This is a genomic window from Chryseobacterium jejuense (assembly GCF_017877355.1).
In the GTDB taxonomy this organism is placed as follows: domain Bacteria; phylum Bacteroidota; class Bacteroidia; order Flavobacteriales; family Weeksellaceae; genus Chryseobacterium; species Chryseobacterium jejuense_A.
In genome coordinates this window covers 156,285-174,056 of sequence record NZ_JAGIPR010000002.1, presented here as the reverse complement: position 1 = coordinate 174,056, position 17,772 = coordinate 156,285, and the positions used below count along the sequence as shown (strand labels likewise).

Annotated in this window: 14 protein-coding genes; 2 read left to right on the top strand and 12 right to left on the bottom strand. The window is 37.2% G+C overall.

Going from position 1 to position 17,772, the window contains the following annotated elements:
- Positions 1-130 precede the first annotated feature (130 nt).
- The 9 genes from J2772_RS04565 to J2772_RS04525 form a co-directional block, all read right to left on the bottom strand.
- Positions 131-568, bottom strand: coding sequence for a hypothetical protein (locus tag J2772_RS04565; protein WP_209913738.1), 438 nt, complete (start codon positions 566-568; stop codon positions 131-133).
- 29 nt (positions 569-597) lie between these two features.
- Positions 598-990: a hypothetical protein gene (locus tag J2772_RS04560; protein ID WP_209913736.1), complete on the bottom strand. Its 393-nt coding sequence runs from the start codon at positions 988-990 to the stop codon at positions 598-600.
- On the bottom strand, positions 962-2,281 hold the full coding sequence (locus J2772_RS04555) for a PAAR-like protein (protein WP_209913735.1): 1,320 nt from the start codon (positions 2,279-2,281) through the stop codon (positions 962-964). The genes J2772_RS04560 and J2772_RS04555 overlap by 29 nt, the downstream gene beginning before the upstream one ends.
- The gene (locus J2772_RS04550) at positions 2,269-2,973 is read right to left on the bottom strand and encodes a hypothetical protein (protein ID WP_209913733.1); all 705 of its coding nucleotides are present in this window, start codon (positions 2,971-2,973) and stop codon (positions 2,269-2,271) included. Before J2772_RS04550 ends, J2772_RS04555 begins: the two co-directional genes overlap by 13 nt.
- Positions 2,974-2,975: 2 nt before the next feature.
- Positions 2,976-4,796, bottom strand: a complete 1,821-nt coding sequence (locus J2772_RS04545) for a phospholipase effector Tle1 domain-containing protein (protein WP_209913732.1) — start codon at positions 4,794-4,796, stop codon at positions 2,976-2,978.
- Positions 4,797-4,826: 30 nt separating this feature from the next.
- Positions 4,827-5,924 carry a DUF2931 family protein gene (locus J2772_RS04540; protein WP_209913730.1) on the bottom strand — a complete coding sequence of 366 codons (1,098 nt, stop codon included), beginning with the start codon at positions 5,922-5,924 and terminating at the stop codon, positions 4,827-4,829.
- Between the two features lie 58 nt (positions 5,925-5,982).
- Positions 5,983-7,842 carry a type VI secretion system Vgr family protein gene (locus J2772_RS04535; RefSeq protein WP_209913728.1) on the bottom strand — a complete coding sequence of 620 codons (1,860 nt, stop codon included), beginning with the start codon at positions 7,840-7,842 and terminating at the stop codon, positions 5,983-5,985.
- 245 nt (positions 7,843-8,087) lie between these two features.
- On the bottom strand, positions 8,088-8,495 hold the full coding sequence (tssD, locus tag J2772_RS04530; RefSeq protein ID WP_089732652.1) for a type VI secretion system tube protein TssD: 408 nt from the start codon (positions 8,493-8,495) through the stop codon (positions 8,088-8,090).
- A gap of 210 nt (positions 8,496-8,705) precedes the next feature.
- Positions 8,706-9,401 carry a VIT family protein gene (locus J2772_RS04525; RefSeq protein WP_209913726.1) on the bottom strand — a complete coding sequence of 232 codons (696 nt, stop codon included), beginning with the start codon at positions 9,399-9,401 and terminating at the stop codon, positions 8,706-8,708.
- A gap of 314 nt (positions 9,402-9,715) precedes the next feature.
- Between J2772_RS04525 and lgt the strand changes: the two genes are divergently transcribed.
- Positions 9,716-10,552: a prolipoprotein diacylglyceryl transferase gene (lgt, locus tag J2772_RS04520; RefSeq protein WP_209913724.1), complete on the top strand. Its 837-nt coding sequence runs from the start codon at positions 9,716-9,718 to the stop codon at positions 10,550-10,552.
- 75 nt (positions 10,553-10,627) lie between these two features.
- Here the strand turns inward: lgt and J2772_RS04515 are convergent, their stop codons facing one another.
- Positions 10,628-11,383: an SDR family oxidoreductase gene (locus J2772_RS04515; protein ID WP_209913721.1), complete on the bottom strand. Its 756-nt coding sequence runs from the start codon at positions 11,381-11,383 to the stop codon at positions 10,628-10,630.
- A 705-nt stretch (positions 11,384-12,088) separates the two neighbouring features.
- On the opposite strand from J2772_RS04515, the gene J2772_RS04510 reads away from it, so the two are divergent.
- Entirely contained in the window at positions 12,089-12,511 is a 423-nt protein-coding gene (locus J2772_RS04510; RefSeq protein ID WP_045494312.1) for a cold shock domain-containing protein, read from the top strand.
- Positions 12,512-13,200: 689 nt separating this feature from the next.
- Here J2772_RS04510 and J2772_RS04505 read toward each other — a convergent pair.
- Complete coding sequence (locus J2772_RS04505) at positions 13,201-14,643, bottom strand: efflux transporter outer membrane subunit (RefSeq protein WP_209913718.1); 1,443 nt, start codon at positions 14,641-14,643, stop codon at positions 13,201-13,203.
- Positions 14,624-17,746, bottom strand: coding sequence for an efflux RND transporter permease subunit (locus J2772_RS04500; RefSeq protein ID WP_209913716.1), 3,123 nt, complete (start codon positions 17,744-17,746; stop codon positions 14,624-14,626). Before J2772_RS04500 ends, J2772_RS04505 begins: the two co-directional genes overlap by 20 nt.
- Positions 17,747-17,772 lie beyond the last annotated feature (26 nt).

The following is a 17,772-nucleotide window of genomic DNA, read 5'->3' as shown; positions in this document are numbered from 1 at the left end:
TTGTTTTTATCGATCTTTAAATGAATCCGGCATTTGGATTCCACAGGAAAATAACTTCCGGCAATATTCTGAGCCTGCACATGGAAAAATACAGCTAAAAATAGTGAGAAAATTAATCTACCTATTGTACTTATGGGAATATGACATTATTGTTACTTACCCATTGGTTATTCTTATTCCATTCTCCACTACAATCGCTTTGCATATTCATGACGACTTTCTTCTTAGGAACATCTACAATTACACACAAATAGTTTTCATAGAGTCTTTTATGTACTCCATCATCTGCATATCCTTTTGAAATATGATCCAGTACAATATATTTTTTATTAGGAGAAATTCCGAGCAATTCACCCTCAGAATAATTCATACTGCCATATCCTTCTATTTTATATTTTTTATGACCATTTAAAATAAAAGGATTCTGATACATTTTAAATTCTTTATCATATGTTTTAAAACCAAGCTTATAGAATTTGGATATAGTAATGACGGGAGGTTTCTTTCCAGATTGAGAAAAAACAATTGAAGATAACTGCAATAGGATTAATAGTATATTTTTTTTCAAGGTTGTATTCTTATTTCTGTATATCTTTATTATTCAGCTTTTTGTTCAAATTCTTTAAGAACCTTAAAATAATATCTCCCTTTGTTTTTCTTGAAATAAAGTCTATCCCCAACAATGCTATTTCCCAAGAAGGTTCGCTTGATGATTAAGGTATTTTTTCCGCAACCATCTGAAGTTACTTCTATTGGAGCACGACTCCAGTAATTGACTGTTTTTATATTTACATTTTGGGCCAGCCATTTATTCTCTTTCCTGTCTATAGATAAAAAGGTGCTGTCATCAGTTACTTTCTGATGAGCAATGATATTAGCCTTCAATGTCTTATCCCAAATCTTTATTTCCTGAGCATTAGCCAGCACTCCCATGAACATAAAGATCCACAGAAAAACCATTTTATTTCTTTTTACTGATACAGTTTTCATAATTCATAATTTTTTTAAGATCAGCTACATATTTGATTCTTTCTTCCAGACCATTGGGATGTTTTACCCTACCGTTGATTCCCTGAGATACATACAAGGTGTCATCTTTATCAGCAGCTTCATTCATATTGACATTAATTGCATTTACTTTATCATCATTTTGCCAGAACCAACCCGCAGAATCAAAAGCATATTCAAGATTAGTTGCTACTTTCGAAGCAAAGGGAACAAGGGTCTCTGTATAAAATTTCTTATTCTTAGTGTCTTCATTGGTGCCATTTACCTTATTGTAATATTTTACATAAGTATCGTCATGAGTTAACTGCATAAATCCTCTTCCCTGAAAATTATACCCTCCTCTGTAATTGGATGGTGTATTATCTTTTGTTCTCCCTTCAAATGTGGCTCTGAATCTGTGTGATTCGTGATAAGCCTGTGAAATGAAATGAATTTTTCTGATACAGGTATTGATATTATACTTTTTAAGAGTCTTATTAATCATATCTGTTACTTTTTCATAGGAAGAATCTTCTACAGATAAATGTTCGGCTCTTTTTATATCAGACTGATTGGCAAATAACAAATCCTTGGTATTGGGTTGATCGTACACTGTGAAAGGTACTTTTTTGGATACCTTCTTTTTAACTCCATTTACCATTTCTACTGATTTTCTGGTAATGTAGCTCGTGATCTCTCCTTTTCTTAGCTCAATAACAATCTCATTCATTTCCTCAGGAGTAAAATCCCGGTTGCAATAGCATTTCTTATCTTTTGTTTTCGGATCCGGAACAGGTGCTCCTTTTGCCTCGATACTATCCGGCTGATGAACTTGTCCGCTATCAGTAATTTTAATATCAATCTGTCCGTAATTACAGGGAATTGTGCTTTGCTGCAACAATACAAGCTGCTCCTGGGAAAGATAGGTACCTACTTTTTGCCATTCCCCTACATTCATCACAGAAGCACAAGGCAGAGCAGCATTAGGACTTTTTAGACAGTTCCCGGTAAACACGAGGCTTTTAGGACCTTTTTCCTTTATTGTAGCTGTTTTCTTTTCCTGAATGGTTGGTGTATTGTAATTAACAACCATTATTCCTTTAGGATTGGTGCATAGCGTACATTCCAAAGTGGCTGTATCGATGACTACTTTCAGGCCGGCTTCTGCTTTTTCTTTTTCAGCATCCTCCGCCCGTTTATCATCCATCTTCCTTCTGTTATCCTCCCTCTGTTGCTCATTGTCCGGTACAGTTCCCGGAGCGGTATTATCTCCGTCGTTATTTACCCTACCCATAATAATGAATGTTTTAAATGGAAATTGTTTTTTCTGACTTCTATAAATCCTTCTTCAAGCTGGTCTTCTCTGCTTACAAATAGCCCCCTGAAGTCATCGGTATCTGTCTGTTCAAGATTTTCAGCAGAGATCTTTAAACTCATTTTATTACCTTCTTTCACTGGTGTCATGATCTCTGTAAACCCTTCCGGAGATTCTCTTTTCTTTTTGGCATCAAATGCCTGTAACAGGCCATTAAACAACAATCCAAACATCTGATAACTTCCCAGAAAATCAATCAGCTTTGTTTCATCTTCCAGCAGATCACTGATCTGGCTGAAATAACGGTCTACAGCATCTCCTTTATGGGTTTCAGACAAATCTGCCTGAATTTTTGTCCATCTTAATCGTAAGAAAAGCAAATTATCTATCGTTGTAATATTTCCTTCGTCATCTACCCTACATTCTATTTCATCAAATAAATAGCTGATCTTTTTTAAAAATTTATCCATCGTTCCTTCTTCTTCAGAAAAATCGAAATGGGTAACCAGAACCTGAAAGTCATGCTCTCCTTTTATTTTTCCATAATAATAAACCTCAACTTCTCTGGCATAGCTTTTCCGGGTGGAGTACACCGGATTTTTCCACTCTGTAACAATGGTCTCCAACCGATAAGTTTTCTGATGAAGATTTTGCAATACGTTTGCTGCCATACCTAATATATCCTTCTTTGATAATCATTATTGGGATCCATTCCCATCCAGTCTCTATTAGCCGACCAATGAAGGTACTTATTCCTTAATGTTCTCAGTAAATCCTGCCAGCGTTGTGAAGTAACCTGCACCGCTGGAAGATTGACGATCCGGTTTCCATCTTTATCTTTACCATAAGTCGGAGATTCCAAAGCTGCTTCAGCATTTAATCTGGCAGCTTCTTTTCCAAGATCCTCATCCTTGATAAAATGCCATGGTTTTCCATCTCCAAATACGTAATTTTCCAGATGATTTTTTGCAGCCGGCAGATGCTCATCACCCTTAATAGAATAAGTAGTATCGGTTTTTATTATGATTTGATGATTATAATAACCTATCCCATGTTTTTCCATAAACTGAAGCGGAATATAACTGTATTCTTTTCTAAGAAAACGGACTCCTCTTATTTTATGATACTGGAAAATCCATAAATGACTTTCTTTTTTTATACTGATCTGACCATCATGATACCAATGTCCAGCTTTAATTTCCTGCATTCTCTCCTCCAGCCTTTTCAGGGCATTCCAGGAACTATAAGAATTGAATCCTATCCCAGGATGTTTATCCGCGACTTCTATTTCGTCTACGGTTTCTGTTCCGTTTTCATAGGCCCCACCAATATCACAATGTACTCCTGGGAAGTCTTTCTCAACGCTTCCCGGAAATCTGGTTAGTGAAAAATTTTCACGATGTTCATCCATCGCCGTAAAGTGAACGGCTTTATAATAAGGTCCCGGGTTTTTGAGCTGAAGCTGCTCACTGTCATCTCCGAAATTATGTTGAGATCCAAATGTAGCATGCAAAGGACCTCGGTACCCCACTCTTTCCAATGCACCCATATCTCCAAACTCCTCATAAGAGGAAACCGTATCATAAACTCCTATAAACCGGACATCCAATTCTAATTCCTCCAATTCTTCTTTGGTCAGAATTTCCTTGCTTAAAAGATAGTAACCTAAAAAACCGAATTTAGGAAGCTTACCATCTACAAGATAAGCCGGATTTACTTCTGTTTTATCTTTATCTATCCAAATATCTTTATACTCAGCAATCAGGCCATCATTTCCATACGACTGGCTTTCTCTGTACCCTGCAAATTTTATTTTTTTCTTGATTTCTACATCTTGGGGCCTTTTTCTTCCATTGATTTCATAAGAAAAATTTCTGGCTGCAGCGGCACCACGGCTGAATCCGAAAGTATCAATGGTAATTTTAGTGAGCATCTTTTCCGGAGAATATTTTTTCTTAAGGGCATCAATTCTGTCTGCCACCATTTCACAGCCTTTTCTCACTTTCCCCCTTACTCCGGTCTGCCCGGATCCATATTGAAAGCCGTCATCTACATCTCTGCGCCCATCCAATGTTCCTATCCCTTCTACGTATACCCCATATTCGTCCCTTTGGGAACATTTATACATTCTTGCTACATTGGTATAATCATTACTATAGCTATTATCCACTCCTTGTTTGTCCAGCCATCCTCTGTGACTTGCCTTAAGAAAACGGTCGGACTCTTTATCCCCTTCAGAGATGTCTTTGTTTTTCAATCCTTCATACTGCTTTTCCTGTTCCTCAGTAGTTTTCTTGATAGCTTCTTCTTTGATCAGAACTTCAGCATCAGTATCTTTACTTTCGATTTTATTCTTACCATCTCTATATTTCTCCCTCATTTCAGTATTCTTAAGGCTATTAAGGGTACCATCAAAGAAAACACCTATCTCCAGATGTATTTCATCAATCGGAGGGGAAGAATTTCCGGTATTATATACAAATGTTTTTCCCATAATCAATATTTAATTATAGTTCGATATGCATTATTTCTTTCTGGATTTAAACATTTCCAGATTTTCTGTCTTAATAAAAGCTTCTTTTCCGTTTTCACCTTTCAGCAGTACGGTAAAAAAGCTGTATGATTCGTTTATTTTAATCACCAGGCTGGCCTTCGTAGACTTCGGATCACTTCCAAAAACTTTTGAAAATGCTTCAAAAGCAGACTTCTCATTAAGTTTACAACCGGCTCCATATCTTGTATCTCCAGCATCCACTACAGAAAAAGAAAAGGATTGAGGTATCGCCTTAGGTCCGTTATCTCCAGGAGAGTTTTTAGAAAAATCCAGCTGATCCATTTCACCGTTGATCATTGTCATTCCTACATCTGACAGAGGATTGAGTTTCCCTTTCTCCGGAAGTTCGAAGGCAGGTTTCCAGTTATACAGAATCCTATAAGAGTCCCATAGGCCAAAAGGGATAGGTTTCCCCTTGTTTTCCTGTTGTATTTTTAAAGGAACATTTTTTTCACTGGTATGAATTTCCTGTAGATAATCATCTCTGAAAAAACGGTCCTCATGACTGTCCAGCTTAGCTATTTCCGATTCAGGAATGGTTATTTTTTTCCCAAGATATCTTCCTATTTCTTTCTGCATCCCTACACCGGCTACCCACACTACAACGATTCCTCCGGGAGCCATTCCTATGCCTATCTTACTGTAGTTTAAATGCTTTATATTTCCACTTCCATTGCTCGCTTTAATATCATATCCTTTACTGAAATATTCTTTTATTTTTCCAGTGTCTATCTGACTATCGATCATATAGAACTGATTTTCCATATACGACATCCAGATAAAGTCAAGACGAGTAGGAATACCTTTAAAACTACTTCCCATTCCATTATTGATGGTTCCCCAGGTATTTCCTCCCGGTGATAACCCGATGTCCAGTCCTACCCATTCTCCTCCTTCACATTCTATTCCTCCTTTATACACTTCCATCGGATATCCTAAAGGAGCAGAAGTCCCTTCAGTCCACTCATATTTTGTCATTGTTACTGTTTTTTTATGGTCCTTTTTTTCCTGACACGAAATCTGGGTAAAAAATAAAAAGCTTAACAGGTATTTTATTATTCTATTCATTATGAACACGTTATAATCTTCAATAGTAAACTACATGAGACGTATTGCCATGTGTTTTTTATCCTTTATTTACTTTAGCATCAATTTTACCCAACATTTTGGCTATTCCTGAACTCTGCAGCAGGATATCTCCATTCTTTGCCTTATGGGTAGTAGTGGATGTTGTTTCCTTCAAATCACCTGTTACATTGATGGTTTTATTTTCATTAATGGTCTGTTTATAATTCCTTGAAGTAAACTTATGATTATTGGTAATATTAATGGCATTATCATTTCCTACGGTAGTCTTCATATCCTGTCCGACATTTATAGTAAGGTTTTCCCCTGCATTGAATGTCATATTCTTTGGAGCGGTTACGATGATGTTTCCTTTTCCATCCATGAAATAGTTATTTCCACTCGGATCAATGATGGTAACGCTTCCTTCAGCATCATTCATCAAAACTCTAATCCCGCTTCTGGTTTGGATTGATTTTAAATGATTGTCTAAGCCACCGCCAAGAGCCGTTCCGCCATGAAACATTCCGCCCATCACAAACGGACGGTCCGGATGATTATGAACGAAACCTACCATCACCTGATCTCCTACCTCAGGAATGGCTACATATCCTCTATTCTGAGTAATTTGATCGGTACCTCCGGCATCAGGAGCCATCATACGGATGAAATTGGTGGTATCATGCAGCTGCCAGTCGAATCTTACGGTAACTCTTCCCTGCCCCAGCGGATCTGTATTAGAGATCACTGTTGCTATCTGAGTTTCTGCAATAGGCACGGTAAAATCAGGAGTTGGAATATATCCTGTATCTGAGGCTATGGCTTCAAATCTTCCTTCATAGCGTCCCAGTGTATCTACTTCATGAATAACTTCCGTGACCATTAATTTGGTAAAATAAGAAGTCTGATTGCTGTCGGTTTTCCTCATATTGATATCTGCCACACATCCGGGATACAGAAACGGAATGGTGGTGCCACCTGAAACGGTAAAAACATCTACTGCTCTGCTTCCTGCTGTGCTGGTTTGGGAAATAACCACATCCATATCCGTAGCTGCCTTTATTGGAGCAACCTGTAATGATGGGGTTTTAAAGATCTTATCGTTATTCTGATAAGCTGTTTTTGCAAGATTTCCTACATGCTTAATAGGTGTTTCTCCGGAAATCAATTTAGCATTGGAACTGCTGTTATATCCGTAAAAACGAGGTTTGATGTGCACTGCCTTCATTTCTACGTTAATATCTGAAACATTGCTTCCATAGATCAGTTCTACTGCTTTATTCTGGGGTGGCATGTTTCCGAAATGAAGTATTTCACCGTCATAGAAGAATTGCTCACCATAGGCTTCTGCCATTCTACAGAGATAATTGTAATGGGTCTCATTGTATTGGGAACTGTACAAAATCTGAGCAGATGCTTTAGCATTCACTTTCACATCAAATTTACTGTTTTCGATGCCCTGTTTTATGACGTCGGTGGCAATAATTCCCATATTTACGGGTTGGTCACCTCCAAAACTCTGGGTATGAGGAGCGGAATCCAGGAGAATCGTAGGACTGTACCCTTTCAGTACAATATTTCCAAGACTGTGATTTTCCTGACTGAATCCTACTTTTGTAATAACCCCTACGAAGGTTCTTTCAGGACTTCCTTCTACATCTTTATATTTAAAAACTACAGTTAAACGTTTTCCTAAAAACTGCTGAGCTTCTTCCAGATCATGCTTTTGTACCCCATCTAAGGTATCATGGGCCAATGTCAGTTCAAAATTATGGTGCTTCTTTACACTCTGCTGTAGGCGGAAGTGTTTGAAATGTTTAATCATTTTGCCTTCAATCACAATATCCAGCTTCACCACACGGTTGATTCCAGGAATATGATTCTCCGAAATCTTTTCGGAATTCGAGATATTTTTAGTCATATTAATGTAAGGTGTTTGGTAGGTTTTATTTTCAGAAAAAATTTCTATAAACAATAGCCTTTATATAAAATTATAAATTTTTTACAATATGAAATCCACTTTTACTTGATTTATTTTAACAATCACAGGAAATTAGCAAGAATGTTTTCTCAGATTCTGACGTATTTATCAGAGCCAAAAAAACAGAACAGTATTTAATATACCATTCTGTTTATATGTACTTGATTTTTTAAAAAACTAGGTTCTTACGCTGTAGGCCAAGCTCCATGGTAAGCAGAGTTTCCTAAATCAATTTGTTCTGCACTTACAACAAAAGTGATATACATACTGTTTTCATCCACTGCATCGAAATCTACTTCGTGCTGGATTACATAACCGTTCTGCCACTTTAAGGTTGTTAATGTTCCTTCCTCGTGAGATTTGTTGAAAGTAATTTCTCCCACTGTAGGTTTGTACTTTCCATTGAGTAAGCTTTCCAGAATGTCTGATTTTTCTGTAGCTTCTACTGTAATTTTGATAAGAGCATTGGAAGGATCTGATGCTACACGTCCTGAAACGTCTGTAGATCTTGCTACGCTGTAGTTAAGTTTTAATAACTTTTGTCCTTCTCCGTTGTTGAATTTTAAAATTCCTCTTGAATTTCTTTCTGCCATGATTGTAAATTTTAATCGTTAATATTGTGTGATTCGTTGTTTTATATCACCAAATATAGATCTATTTGCAATACAGCAATACAAATTACATGGAAATTTCAAAAAGTGTAGTACTTCTACGACTAACAATCGTTAGGTAAAATATAATCTGAAAATCATTTACTTATCATTTAAAACCCTTTAAATAGTGTATTAGAAACTTAATCTACATCATGCTACATTCACCCCGAAAAGATGTCCTACCAATGCCGTAATCCCCATAGCCACGGTTCCCCAGAAACAAATTCTCAATACTGCATTTTTAATACTGGAGCCACCAGCTTTGGCTGAAATTGCCCCTAAAAGCATCAGAAATATAATAGAAAAACCATATTGAAAGTAAACCATTTGCTTGATAGGCGCCACAATAGAAACAGTAAATGGCAACAGTGCACCTACCGCGAATGATCCGAATGATGCTATTGCTGCCAGCAAAGGTTTTGCCTGTGTAATTTCATTAATTCCCAATTCATCTCTAGCATGGGCTTCCAATGCATTATGTTCGGTAAGCTCAATAGCAACCTGCATGGCTGTTTCCTTCGTGCAGCCTCTTTTTTCATACACTTTAGCCAGCTCCTGAAGTTCTACTTCCGGCATTTCTTCAAGCTCCCGCTGTTCCCGGATCAGATCTGCCTTTTCCGTATCTTCCTGTGAACTTACAGAAACATATTCTCCGGCAGCCATAGACATTGCACCGGCAATCATTCCTGCCAGAGCAGCAAGAATAATGATATTCCGCTCCGGCTCTGCTGCTGCAACACCAATGACAATACTTGTAGTGGACAGCAATCCGTCATTGGCCCCCAAAACAGCTGCCCTAAGCCAGCCTATTCTGTTTACATAATGCTTTTCCAGTTGATGATGCATATTAATTTCTGTATGGTGTTATTTTGATTATAAGTATGGAAATGAAAAGTATAAAATTATTTCAGAGCCAACTCAATAAAACTTTTCAAACTCAGCTTAAAGTTATAAAATGTTTCTTCAAGAATGATTTTAAATTACCCTCAGTTTTTATGAAAAAAACAGTAACTATTTTATAGTACAAAGTTTGTTCACAACATCAAGAAAATAGCATTTAAAACATTACAAGTCAAAACATAAGACTCAAAAAAACAGCATTATTACTTCAAAATCCTATTTTCTTATCTTTGCAACCGTAAAATCCGATAACAATATCAATGAGTTTATTATATATCAACTGGGATGTTAATCCTGAAATCGTTAATATTTTAGGGATTTCCCTTAAATATTATGGCCTGTTATTTCTTTCAGGGCTTGTTTTATGCTTTAATATTTTAAAAAGCATTTATAAAAAAGAAAATTTAAGTATACAGGCACATGAAGCCTTATTTTCGTATGCACTTATTGGAATATTAGCTGGTGCCAGATTGGGACACTGTATTTTTTATGATTTTGATTATTATTCCCAGCATCCGTTAGAAATATTTTTACCAATCCAGAAAGGGCCGGATGGAGCTTACCACTTTACCGGTTTTGCAGGACTTGCAAGCCATGGTGGCGGAATTGGACTGATGATTATGCTTCTGATTTATGCCAGAAAGTTTAAAATACCATTAATGACTGTTTTGGACGCCATTGCTATTGTACTTCCATTGGCAGGAGTTTTTATCAGACTTGCCAATCTTATGAATTCTGAAATCATTGGAACTCCTACTGATGTTCCATGGGCCTTTATATTCCGCCAGGTAGATAATCTTCCTAGACATCCTGCCCAGCTTTATGAAGCGATTTCCTATTTTATTATTTTCCTTCTTGTGTATCTTATTTACAAGAAAGACCTCTTTAAAATTGGAAAAGGATTCTATTTCGGGATCAGTATTCTTTTAATCTTTATTATGAGAATCCTGATTGAATTTATTAAGGTAGACCAGGTAGAATTTGAACATGGAATGAGCCTAAATATGGGACAGCTTTTAAGTATTCCTTTTGTTCTTCTGGGTCTTTTCTTCATTATTAAAAGTATATTGGAAAAAAGAAAGATGAAAACAATATAGTTTCTCTTTAAAAAATAAAAAAAGCTCACTGAAAATAATTTTCAGTGAGCTTTTTATTTAAATGGGTTGTTCTAGTTATCTTGTTGTGTAACCACCATTGGCAAAGATTGTCTGCCCTGTGATCCACCAACCGTCAGTTACCAGGAACTCTACTAGTGGAGCAATGTCTTTAATATCGGTAAGTCCACCCAATGCAGATGCTGATTTGTGATAAGCTACTGCATCATCTGTTTCCTGACCATAGAAGAACGGAGTATCCATAGGACCTGGCGCTACAGCTGTTACAGAAATTCCTCTGGCTCCAAATTCCTTAGATGCTGCTCTTGTAAAATGCTCTACCGGTGCTTTTGCTCCTGCATATGTGGAATAAAGCCCTGTATATGCAGCCAGTAATGAAGTTACAATCGTACAAATCTTACCGTGGTCATTTATTTTTTTACCAGCTTCCTGTAAAAAGAAATACGCTGATTTTGAATTAACATTGAACATAGTATCATACTCTGCTTCCGTAGTTTCTGAGAATGGCTTTTTAAGTACCATTCCTACTGTGTTGATCGCAATATCCACACCGCCAAAACGGGAAATGGTTTCATCAAAAAATTTAGCAATATTATCTACTTTGGTAAGGTCTCCCTGAAACAGAAATGCTTCAGCCCCCAGTGCCTGAACTTCTGCCAGCGTTTTTTCACTTTCTGCTCTGGAGCTTTCACTATTGTAGTGTATAGCCAGTTTCGCTCCTTTTGCTGCAAAACCTTTACTCAATAATCCACCAAGATTTTTACCTCCCCCGGCTATTAAAACAACTTTTCCATTGACATTTTGTGTTGACATTTTTTTAATTTTTAATTGTTGATGAAGCAAAGATGAATAATAAAAGCTATCTCAACATGGTGAATTTTTCGGGAATTTCAAACAGATCCCATTTTAAGCATAAGAACTTCTGTAAAATATCAAAAAATTTATATAAACATATTTCTCTCAATATCCTATTATCTACCAGATAGATAGAGTTTGAATTCGGTTTCTAATATTAAACAGACGCTTAACTTTTCCAGCTTAAGTGAATTTTAGGCACAGCATTTGATGCTCTCCCACCCGTATTAACACACACCATTTCATTCTTAATATATTTTTTTTAAATCCTCAGCTTATCTGAGGATTTTTTGTGAAAAACATCCATTGCTGCTTTATTCCTATGTAAATAAGAACATCCGGTTAACTTTTCATAAAAACCATTTCTGATAATCAATCATTTAAAAACAGTTTTATTCATTTTATTATTGTATATTTGCATATTATTAACCAAAGTCTCTACTTTGTTTTCTGTAATGACTTAGAATATACGTATTCTGTCTTTGCTTTTTGAGCAGCCATATTTTAAACTTTTATTTTTCTACCCAGAACAATACTTGTCGGAATTTTAAAGCTCTGTATGATTAGGAAACCCCACAACAGGAAACATCGACGGACTTTAAGGTCTAAGGCAGACCAGAGTGAACAATACAATTTATAGAAACTAAATACTAAAAATAATTTATGGCAGATTCTTTTTCTAAAAAGGAAAATTTCAAGAAAAAAATTCAAAAGCAAAAAGAAAAAGCGCTAAGACGCGAAGAACGTAAAACGAACAACAACAAAGGAGCGGAGGATGTCTTCATGTATGTAGATGAATTCGGAAGGTTAACTTCTACTCCACCTGAACAAAGACAGGAAGTAAATCTTGATGATATTCAATTGGGAGCAGCTCCTATTATTGAAGAAGATCCAAGAAAAACAGGAATTGTTACTTTCCTTAGTGAAAAAGGATATGGTTTCATTACTGAAGATAACTCCAAAGAAAATATCTTCTTCCACAATAATAACTGTATAGAACCGGTAAAAAAAGGAAACAAAGTTTCTTTTGAAAAGGAAAAATCTCCAAAAGGATTTTCTGCAGTTGAAATCCAGATTGTTAAATAAGATAAACACATTCTGTAATATATTGCAGATATGTTTTTAAACGATACAAAAAGAGACCGTCTTAATGACAGTCTCTTTTTTATTAAAGCATTGTCTCAAAGCGGAGACCTTTTTACGAAAATCAGATTCTAATGCAAACACATGGGCAACCATCTGTTAACTCAGGATCTCAGTGATTATACTGTACCTTTTTAATTGTGTTTTAGGTCCGAATTTCGAATAATCCATAATTCCACACCTTGTGCAGCCTTTAAGACTTTTTCAAATTTTTCATAGTTAAATAACCTGAGTTCTGGATAAGACATTTCTGTTTTCAGTAAGTAAGCCGGGAGAAGGAAGTGAGTTGAGATTAAAAAAAACACTTATAACCCTGTCATTTATTATTCCTTTAAAGACTGCTTCATCAATTTTACGGCAACGTCAGAAATTGTAGCTCCGATAGTAACTTCCAGCCTCTCGCTTCCAGCTTCCAGCTTATTATCCTTAATTTTATTATCCCGAACTCGGGTTAAATAGTTTTAATTGAGTTCTAAATATGATAATATTCTACTAACGGGGAATTATTTAACAAAAAAATTATAATCTCTTTAAAAATCAAAAGAAGCTGCCTCATACTGAGACAGCCTCTTTATTCATCGTAAAAAATAAAAATGGTCGGTTTACAAAACCGAAAAAGTAATTGATTATTTTTAATTCAATTTTCCACCTAAAGCTTTAAACAACAGAACATTGTTTCTCGTATTCTGATGCTGGAACTGTAACAAATCAAGCTCTGCGGTCAATTTACTTTTCTGTGAGTTAATTAGTTCAAAATAATTGGCGTATCCTGTTAGGTAAAGATCATTGGAAACCTCAACTCCACGGTCCAGAAAACCTACTTCTTCTGATTTTAATTTTAAAACCCTTTCATAAATCCTGGTCTGTTTCAAAATAGACTGAAGTTCATTGAATGCTGTGGTGATACTTTTCTGATAATTTAAAAAAGCAATCTCCTGTTCTTTGCTGGCTACTTTAAACTCATATTTCAGCTGACCTTTATTAAAAACAGGAACCATTAACCCACCCAACAGCTGGCCTGCTAATGAACTTGGTTTGAAAAATGTTTCTACAGAGAAAGAATTGATCCCAATTCCGGCTCCAAGATCGATTTTCGGATAAAAAGCTGCTCTTGCAGCCTTTGCATCTGCCTGCGAAGCCTCCAACACATAATAATTGGCTGCCACATCCGGTCTTGAGTGTATAACAGCTTCTACATTAATGGTTTTACTTAAAACATCCATATTGGTAGGCATTAAGATTTTACCACGCTTCACATCTCCGCCATAGCTTCCTGTTAAAGTAGTAATAGCCTGTTCAACGGTTACAATCTCTACTTTGATATGTTCTATTTCTGCCAGCCAGTTGTTATTTTGTGCTTTGAACTGCTGTACGGCAAGCTCTGTGGCTTTACCTACTTCACGCTGTGCCAGAACAATTTCAAAAGCTCTCTGCTGAAGGTTATAGTTTTTCTGATAAATCGCCAAACGGTTATCCAAAGCTACCAACTGATAATACAGGTTAGCAATATCGGTGAAAAGCTCTACCTGAAGTAATCGCAATCCTTCTGTAGAAGCCTGATACTTCTTTTGGGCGGCAATTTTCTTATTTTTCAACTTCCCCCATGCATCAATTTCCCAGCTGCTTCTTGCTCCTAACCAGTAATTAGGAGTGAAATCACGGTTAATTTTCTGCTCTTCCGTGATATTGGGGGAAAGATTGGTATCATAATTTCCCACTCCCTCCATCGTATATTTTCCATAACGATTTCCGGTAGCTTCTGCTCCTACTTCAAGAGAAGGCAAAAGATCCATCTTTGATCTTTGCAGGAAACTGTTGGCAATTTCCACTCTTTGCTGTGCAATCTGAAAATCCGGATTGGCCTGGACTACTTTATTAAAAAGCTCCAATAAATGAGCATCAGTAAAATAAGCTTTCAGATCAAGTTGCTGAAATTCTTCTGAACCTGCTGTTTTAGCAGGTATTTCCGGAAGTGTCTGCGCTTTTTTGATATCAGCAACCTTTGGAACAGCACATGATACCAAGCTTAGGGCAGCTATGCCGTACAATATATGTTTATGATTTAATCTTTTCATCTTTCTTCTTATTTTCAAGTTTTGCAAAGAATATATACAGTCCAGGAATAACCACCAATCCGAAGATAGTTCCTATCAACATACCTCCTGCCGCCGCCGTACCAATGGAACGGTTACCGATTGCTCCGGCTCCAGAAGCAATACACAATGGAATAAGCCCAGCCACAAAGGCAAAGGAAGTCATCAGGATAGGTCTCAGACGCTGTCTTGCTCCCTCAATGGCCGCAGGAATAATATCATATCCCTGTTTATTTCTGGCTACAGCAAATTCTACGATCAGAATCGCATTTTTCGCTAAAAGACCGATCAGCATGACCAGAGCAACCTGTGCGTAAATATTATTATCCAATCCGGCCAATACCAATGCGATATAAGAACCAAAGATTCCGGTTGGAAGGCTTAATAATACAGGCATCGGAAGAAGGAAACTCTCATATTGGGCAGCTAATAAAAGGTATACAAACAACAGACAGATCAGGAAAATATATACGGTTTGATTTCCTGATAAGATTTCTTCTCTTGTCATCCCGGACCATTCAATGTCGAAACCTCTTGGAAGCGTTTCTTTAGCAACACGCTCTACCGCAGCAATAGCATCCCCCGAGCTATAGCCATCTGCAGGCTCACCATTAATCATAGCTGACATATACATATTGTACCTCGTTAACACTTCTGGTCCATATACTTTTTCAATGGTGATAAATGTTGAAAAAGGAACCATTTCCCCTTTATCGTTTTTCAGGTATAAATTAAGGATACTTTCAGGAGTATCTCTATGTTCCGGACTTGCCTGAACCATTACTTTATACATCTGACTAAAGCGGATAAAGTTGGTGGCATAATAAGATCCCAGCATGGTTTGCAATGTGGACATTGCATTATCTACGGATATTCCTTTCTTCGCAGCCATATCATAATCTACATTAATCATGTATTGCGGGAAAGTAGCATCAAAGCTGGTAAAGTTGTTCCGCAGTTCAGGAGCTTCATTCAGTTTTTTGACAAAATCTTTGGTGATCTTATCCGTATTTTCAATAGTTCCTCCTGTTCTATCCAGCAAACGCAATTCAAAGCCACTCGTATTTCCGAATCCAGGAACAGTTGGCGGAGCAAAGATCTCAATCTGAGCATCAGCAATTCCTTTAGTTTTCTCTGAAAGCTCGGTAATCAATTCATTAACAGAAATGGATCTTTCTTTCCAGTCTTTAAGGTTAATCATGGCCATTCCATAGGATGAACCGGCAATTTCTGTTACAATACTGTATCCGGCAAGAGTGGTTACGTTTTCTACACCTTTTATTTTCTTGGCAATAACCGTTACTTCATCCAGTACCTTTTCCGTTCTTTCTACAGTTGCTCCCTGCGGTGTGGTTACACTTACATATACCATTCCCTGGTCTTCCATTGGAATAAATCCGGTTGGAAGGAACTTACTGGTTACAAACGTTAACCCAATGAACAGGAATAGCAACCCAAAAGTAACTGTAGTTCTTGTGGCAAATTTTGATAGAATTCCAACATAGCCATTCGTCAGTCTTTCAAAACCGGTATTGAAACTTTGGAAAGCTCTGTCAATAATCGTTTTCTTTTTATTGTGATTGTGTGGTTTTAAAATAATGGCACACAATGCCGGAGTAAGTGTCAATGCATTCACCCCTGAAATAACAATACTGATCGCCAGCGTTAATGAAAACTGACGGTAAAATACTCCTACCGGACCATCCAGAAATGCCACCGGAATAAATACAGCAGACATTACGATGGTAATCGCTACTACTGCTCCTGCAATTTCCTTTGTAGCACTGATTGTAGCATCCATTGCGTTCATACCTTCTTCCATTTTTACGTGGACGGCTTCAACGACGACAATGGCGTTATCCACCACAATTCCGATAGCCAATACCAAAGCAAATAATGTCAATAGGTTTACTGAGAAATCCAGCATATTCATAAAGGCAAAGGTTCCTACCAATGCCACGGGAACGGCTAATACAGGGATCAATGTAGAACGCCAGTCCTGAAGGAAGATAAACACTACAATTCCTACCAGAATAAAGGCTTCGATAAGGGTTGTTAATACTGCACTGATGGAAGCATCAAGGAATCTGGAAACATCGTAGGCCATATTATATTCCATTCCGGGTGGAAATGAAGTCCCTTTTAATTCTTCCATTTTAGCTTTTACACTTTCAATTACTTCAGAGGCATTGGATCCAGGACGCTGCTTCATCATAATGGATGCAGAAGGTCTTCCATCTGTTTTGGAAACCATTCCATAGTTCATCGCCCCGAATTCCACTTTAGCTATATCTTTAAGCTTCAGGATTGTTCCGTCTACATCGGATCGGATCGGAACTTCTTCATATTGCTTAGGTTCAAAGAATTTCCCTTTATATTTGATTACATACTGAAGCTGACTGGAAGTTTTCCCGGACGTTTCTCCCACTTTTCCGGGTGCTGCCGAAATATTTTGTTTTTGCAGTGAAGTAATGACTTCATCTGCAGAAATATTATAGGCTGCCATCTTCTGTGGATCAAGCCATATCCTCATAGAATATTCTTTCTGCCCCATGATTTCAGCACGGCCTACTCCATCAATACGTTTCAGTTCCTGAAGAACGTTAATATCTGTAAAATTATAAATGAACTGCTCATCCTGACTTGGATCTGTACTCGTAATGTTGAGGTACATCAGCATACTGTTCACCTCCTTTTCAGTAGTTACTCCGGCACGAATTACTTCTTCGGGAAGTTCATCAAGGATAGTTGTTACCCTGTTCTGAACGTTTACTGCCGCTACATCCGGATCTGTTCCCACTTCAAAGAAAACCTGAATCAGGGTAAGCCCGTCATTGGAAGTTACCGTTGACATATACGTCATTCCCGGAACTCCATTAATGGCTCGCTCCAGTGGGAGAGCAACCGCATTGGCCGATACTTCAGCATTGGCTCCGGTATATTTTGCTGTTACTGTTACTGAAGGGGGTACAATATCCGGGAACTGGGTAATCGGCATCTTTAATAACGCCATAATTCCCAGCAATACAAACAATATGGAAATAACCAACGAAAGAACCTTTCGTCTTATAAACATCTCTACCATAATAAGTTGATTTAAAGATTATGAAA

Coding starts and splice junctions, on each gene's coding strand:
- tssD (WP_089732652.1), bottom strand. CDS start 8,495: ATGGCAGAAAGAAATTCAAGAGGAATTTTAAAATTCAACAACGGAGAA.
- J2772_RS04535 (WP_209913728.1), bottom strand. CDS start 7,842: ATGACTAAAAATATCTCGAATTCCGAAAAGATTTCGGAGAATCATATT.
- J2772_RS04510 (WP_045494312.1), top strand. CDS start 12,089: ATGGCAGATTCTTTTTCTAAAAAGGAAAATTTCAAGAAAAAAATTCAA.
- J2772_RS04500 (WP_209913716.1), bottom strand. CDS start 17,746: ATGGTAGAGATGTTTATAAGACGAAAGGTTCTTTCGTTGGTTATTTCC.
- J2772_RS04560 (WP_209913736.1), bottom strand. CDS start 990: ATGAAAACTGTATCAGTAAAAAGAAATAAAATGGTTTTTCTGTGGATC.
- J2772_RS04525 (WP_209913726.1), bottom strand. CDS start 9,401: ATGCATCATCAACTGGAAAAGCATTATGTAAACAGAATAGGCTGGCTT.
- lgt (WP_209913724.1), top strand. CDS start 9,716: ATGAGTTTATTATATATCAACTGGGATGTTAATCCTGAAATCGTTAAT.
- J2772_RS04550 (WP_209913733.1), bottom strand. CDS start 2,973: ATGGCAGCAAACGTATTGCAAAATCTTCATCAGAAAACTTATCGGTTG.
- J2772_RS04505 (WP_209913718.1), bottom strand. CDS start 14,643: ATGAAAAGATTAAATCATAAACATATATTGTACGGCATAGCTGCCCTA.
- J2772_RS04515 (WP_209913721.1), bottom strand. CDS start 11,383: ATGTCAACACAAAATGTCAATGGAAAAGTTGTTTTAATAGCCGGGGGA.
- J2772_RS04540 (WP_209913730.1), bottom strand. CDS start 5,924: ATGAATAGAATAATAAAATACCTGTTAAGCTTTTTATTTTTTACCCAG.
- J2772_RS04545 (WP_209913732.1), bottom strand. CDS start 4,796: ATGGGAAAAACATTTGTATATAATACCGGAAATTCTTCCCCTCCGATT.
- J2772_RS04555 (WP_209913735.1), bottom strand. CDS start 2,281: ATGGGTAGGGTAAATAACGACGGAGATAATACCGCTCCGGGAACTGTA.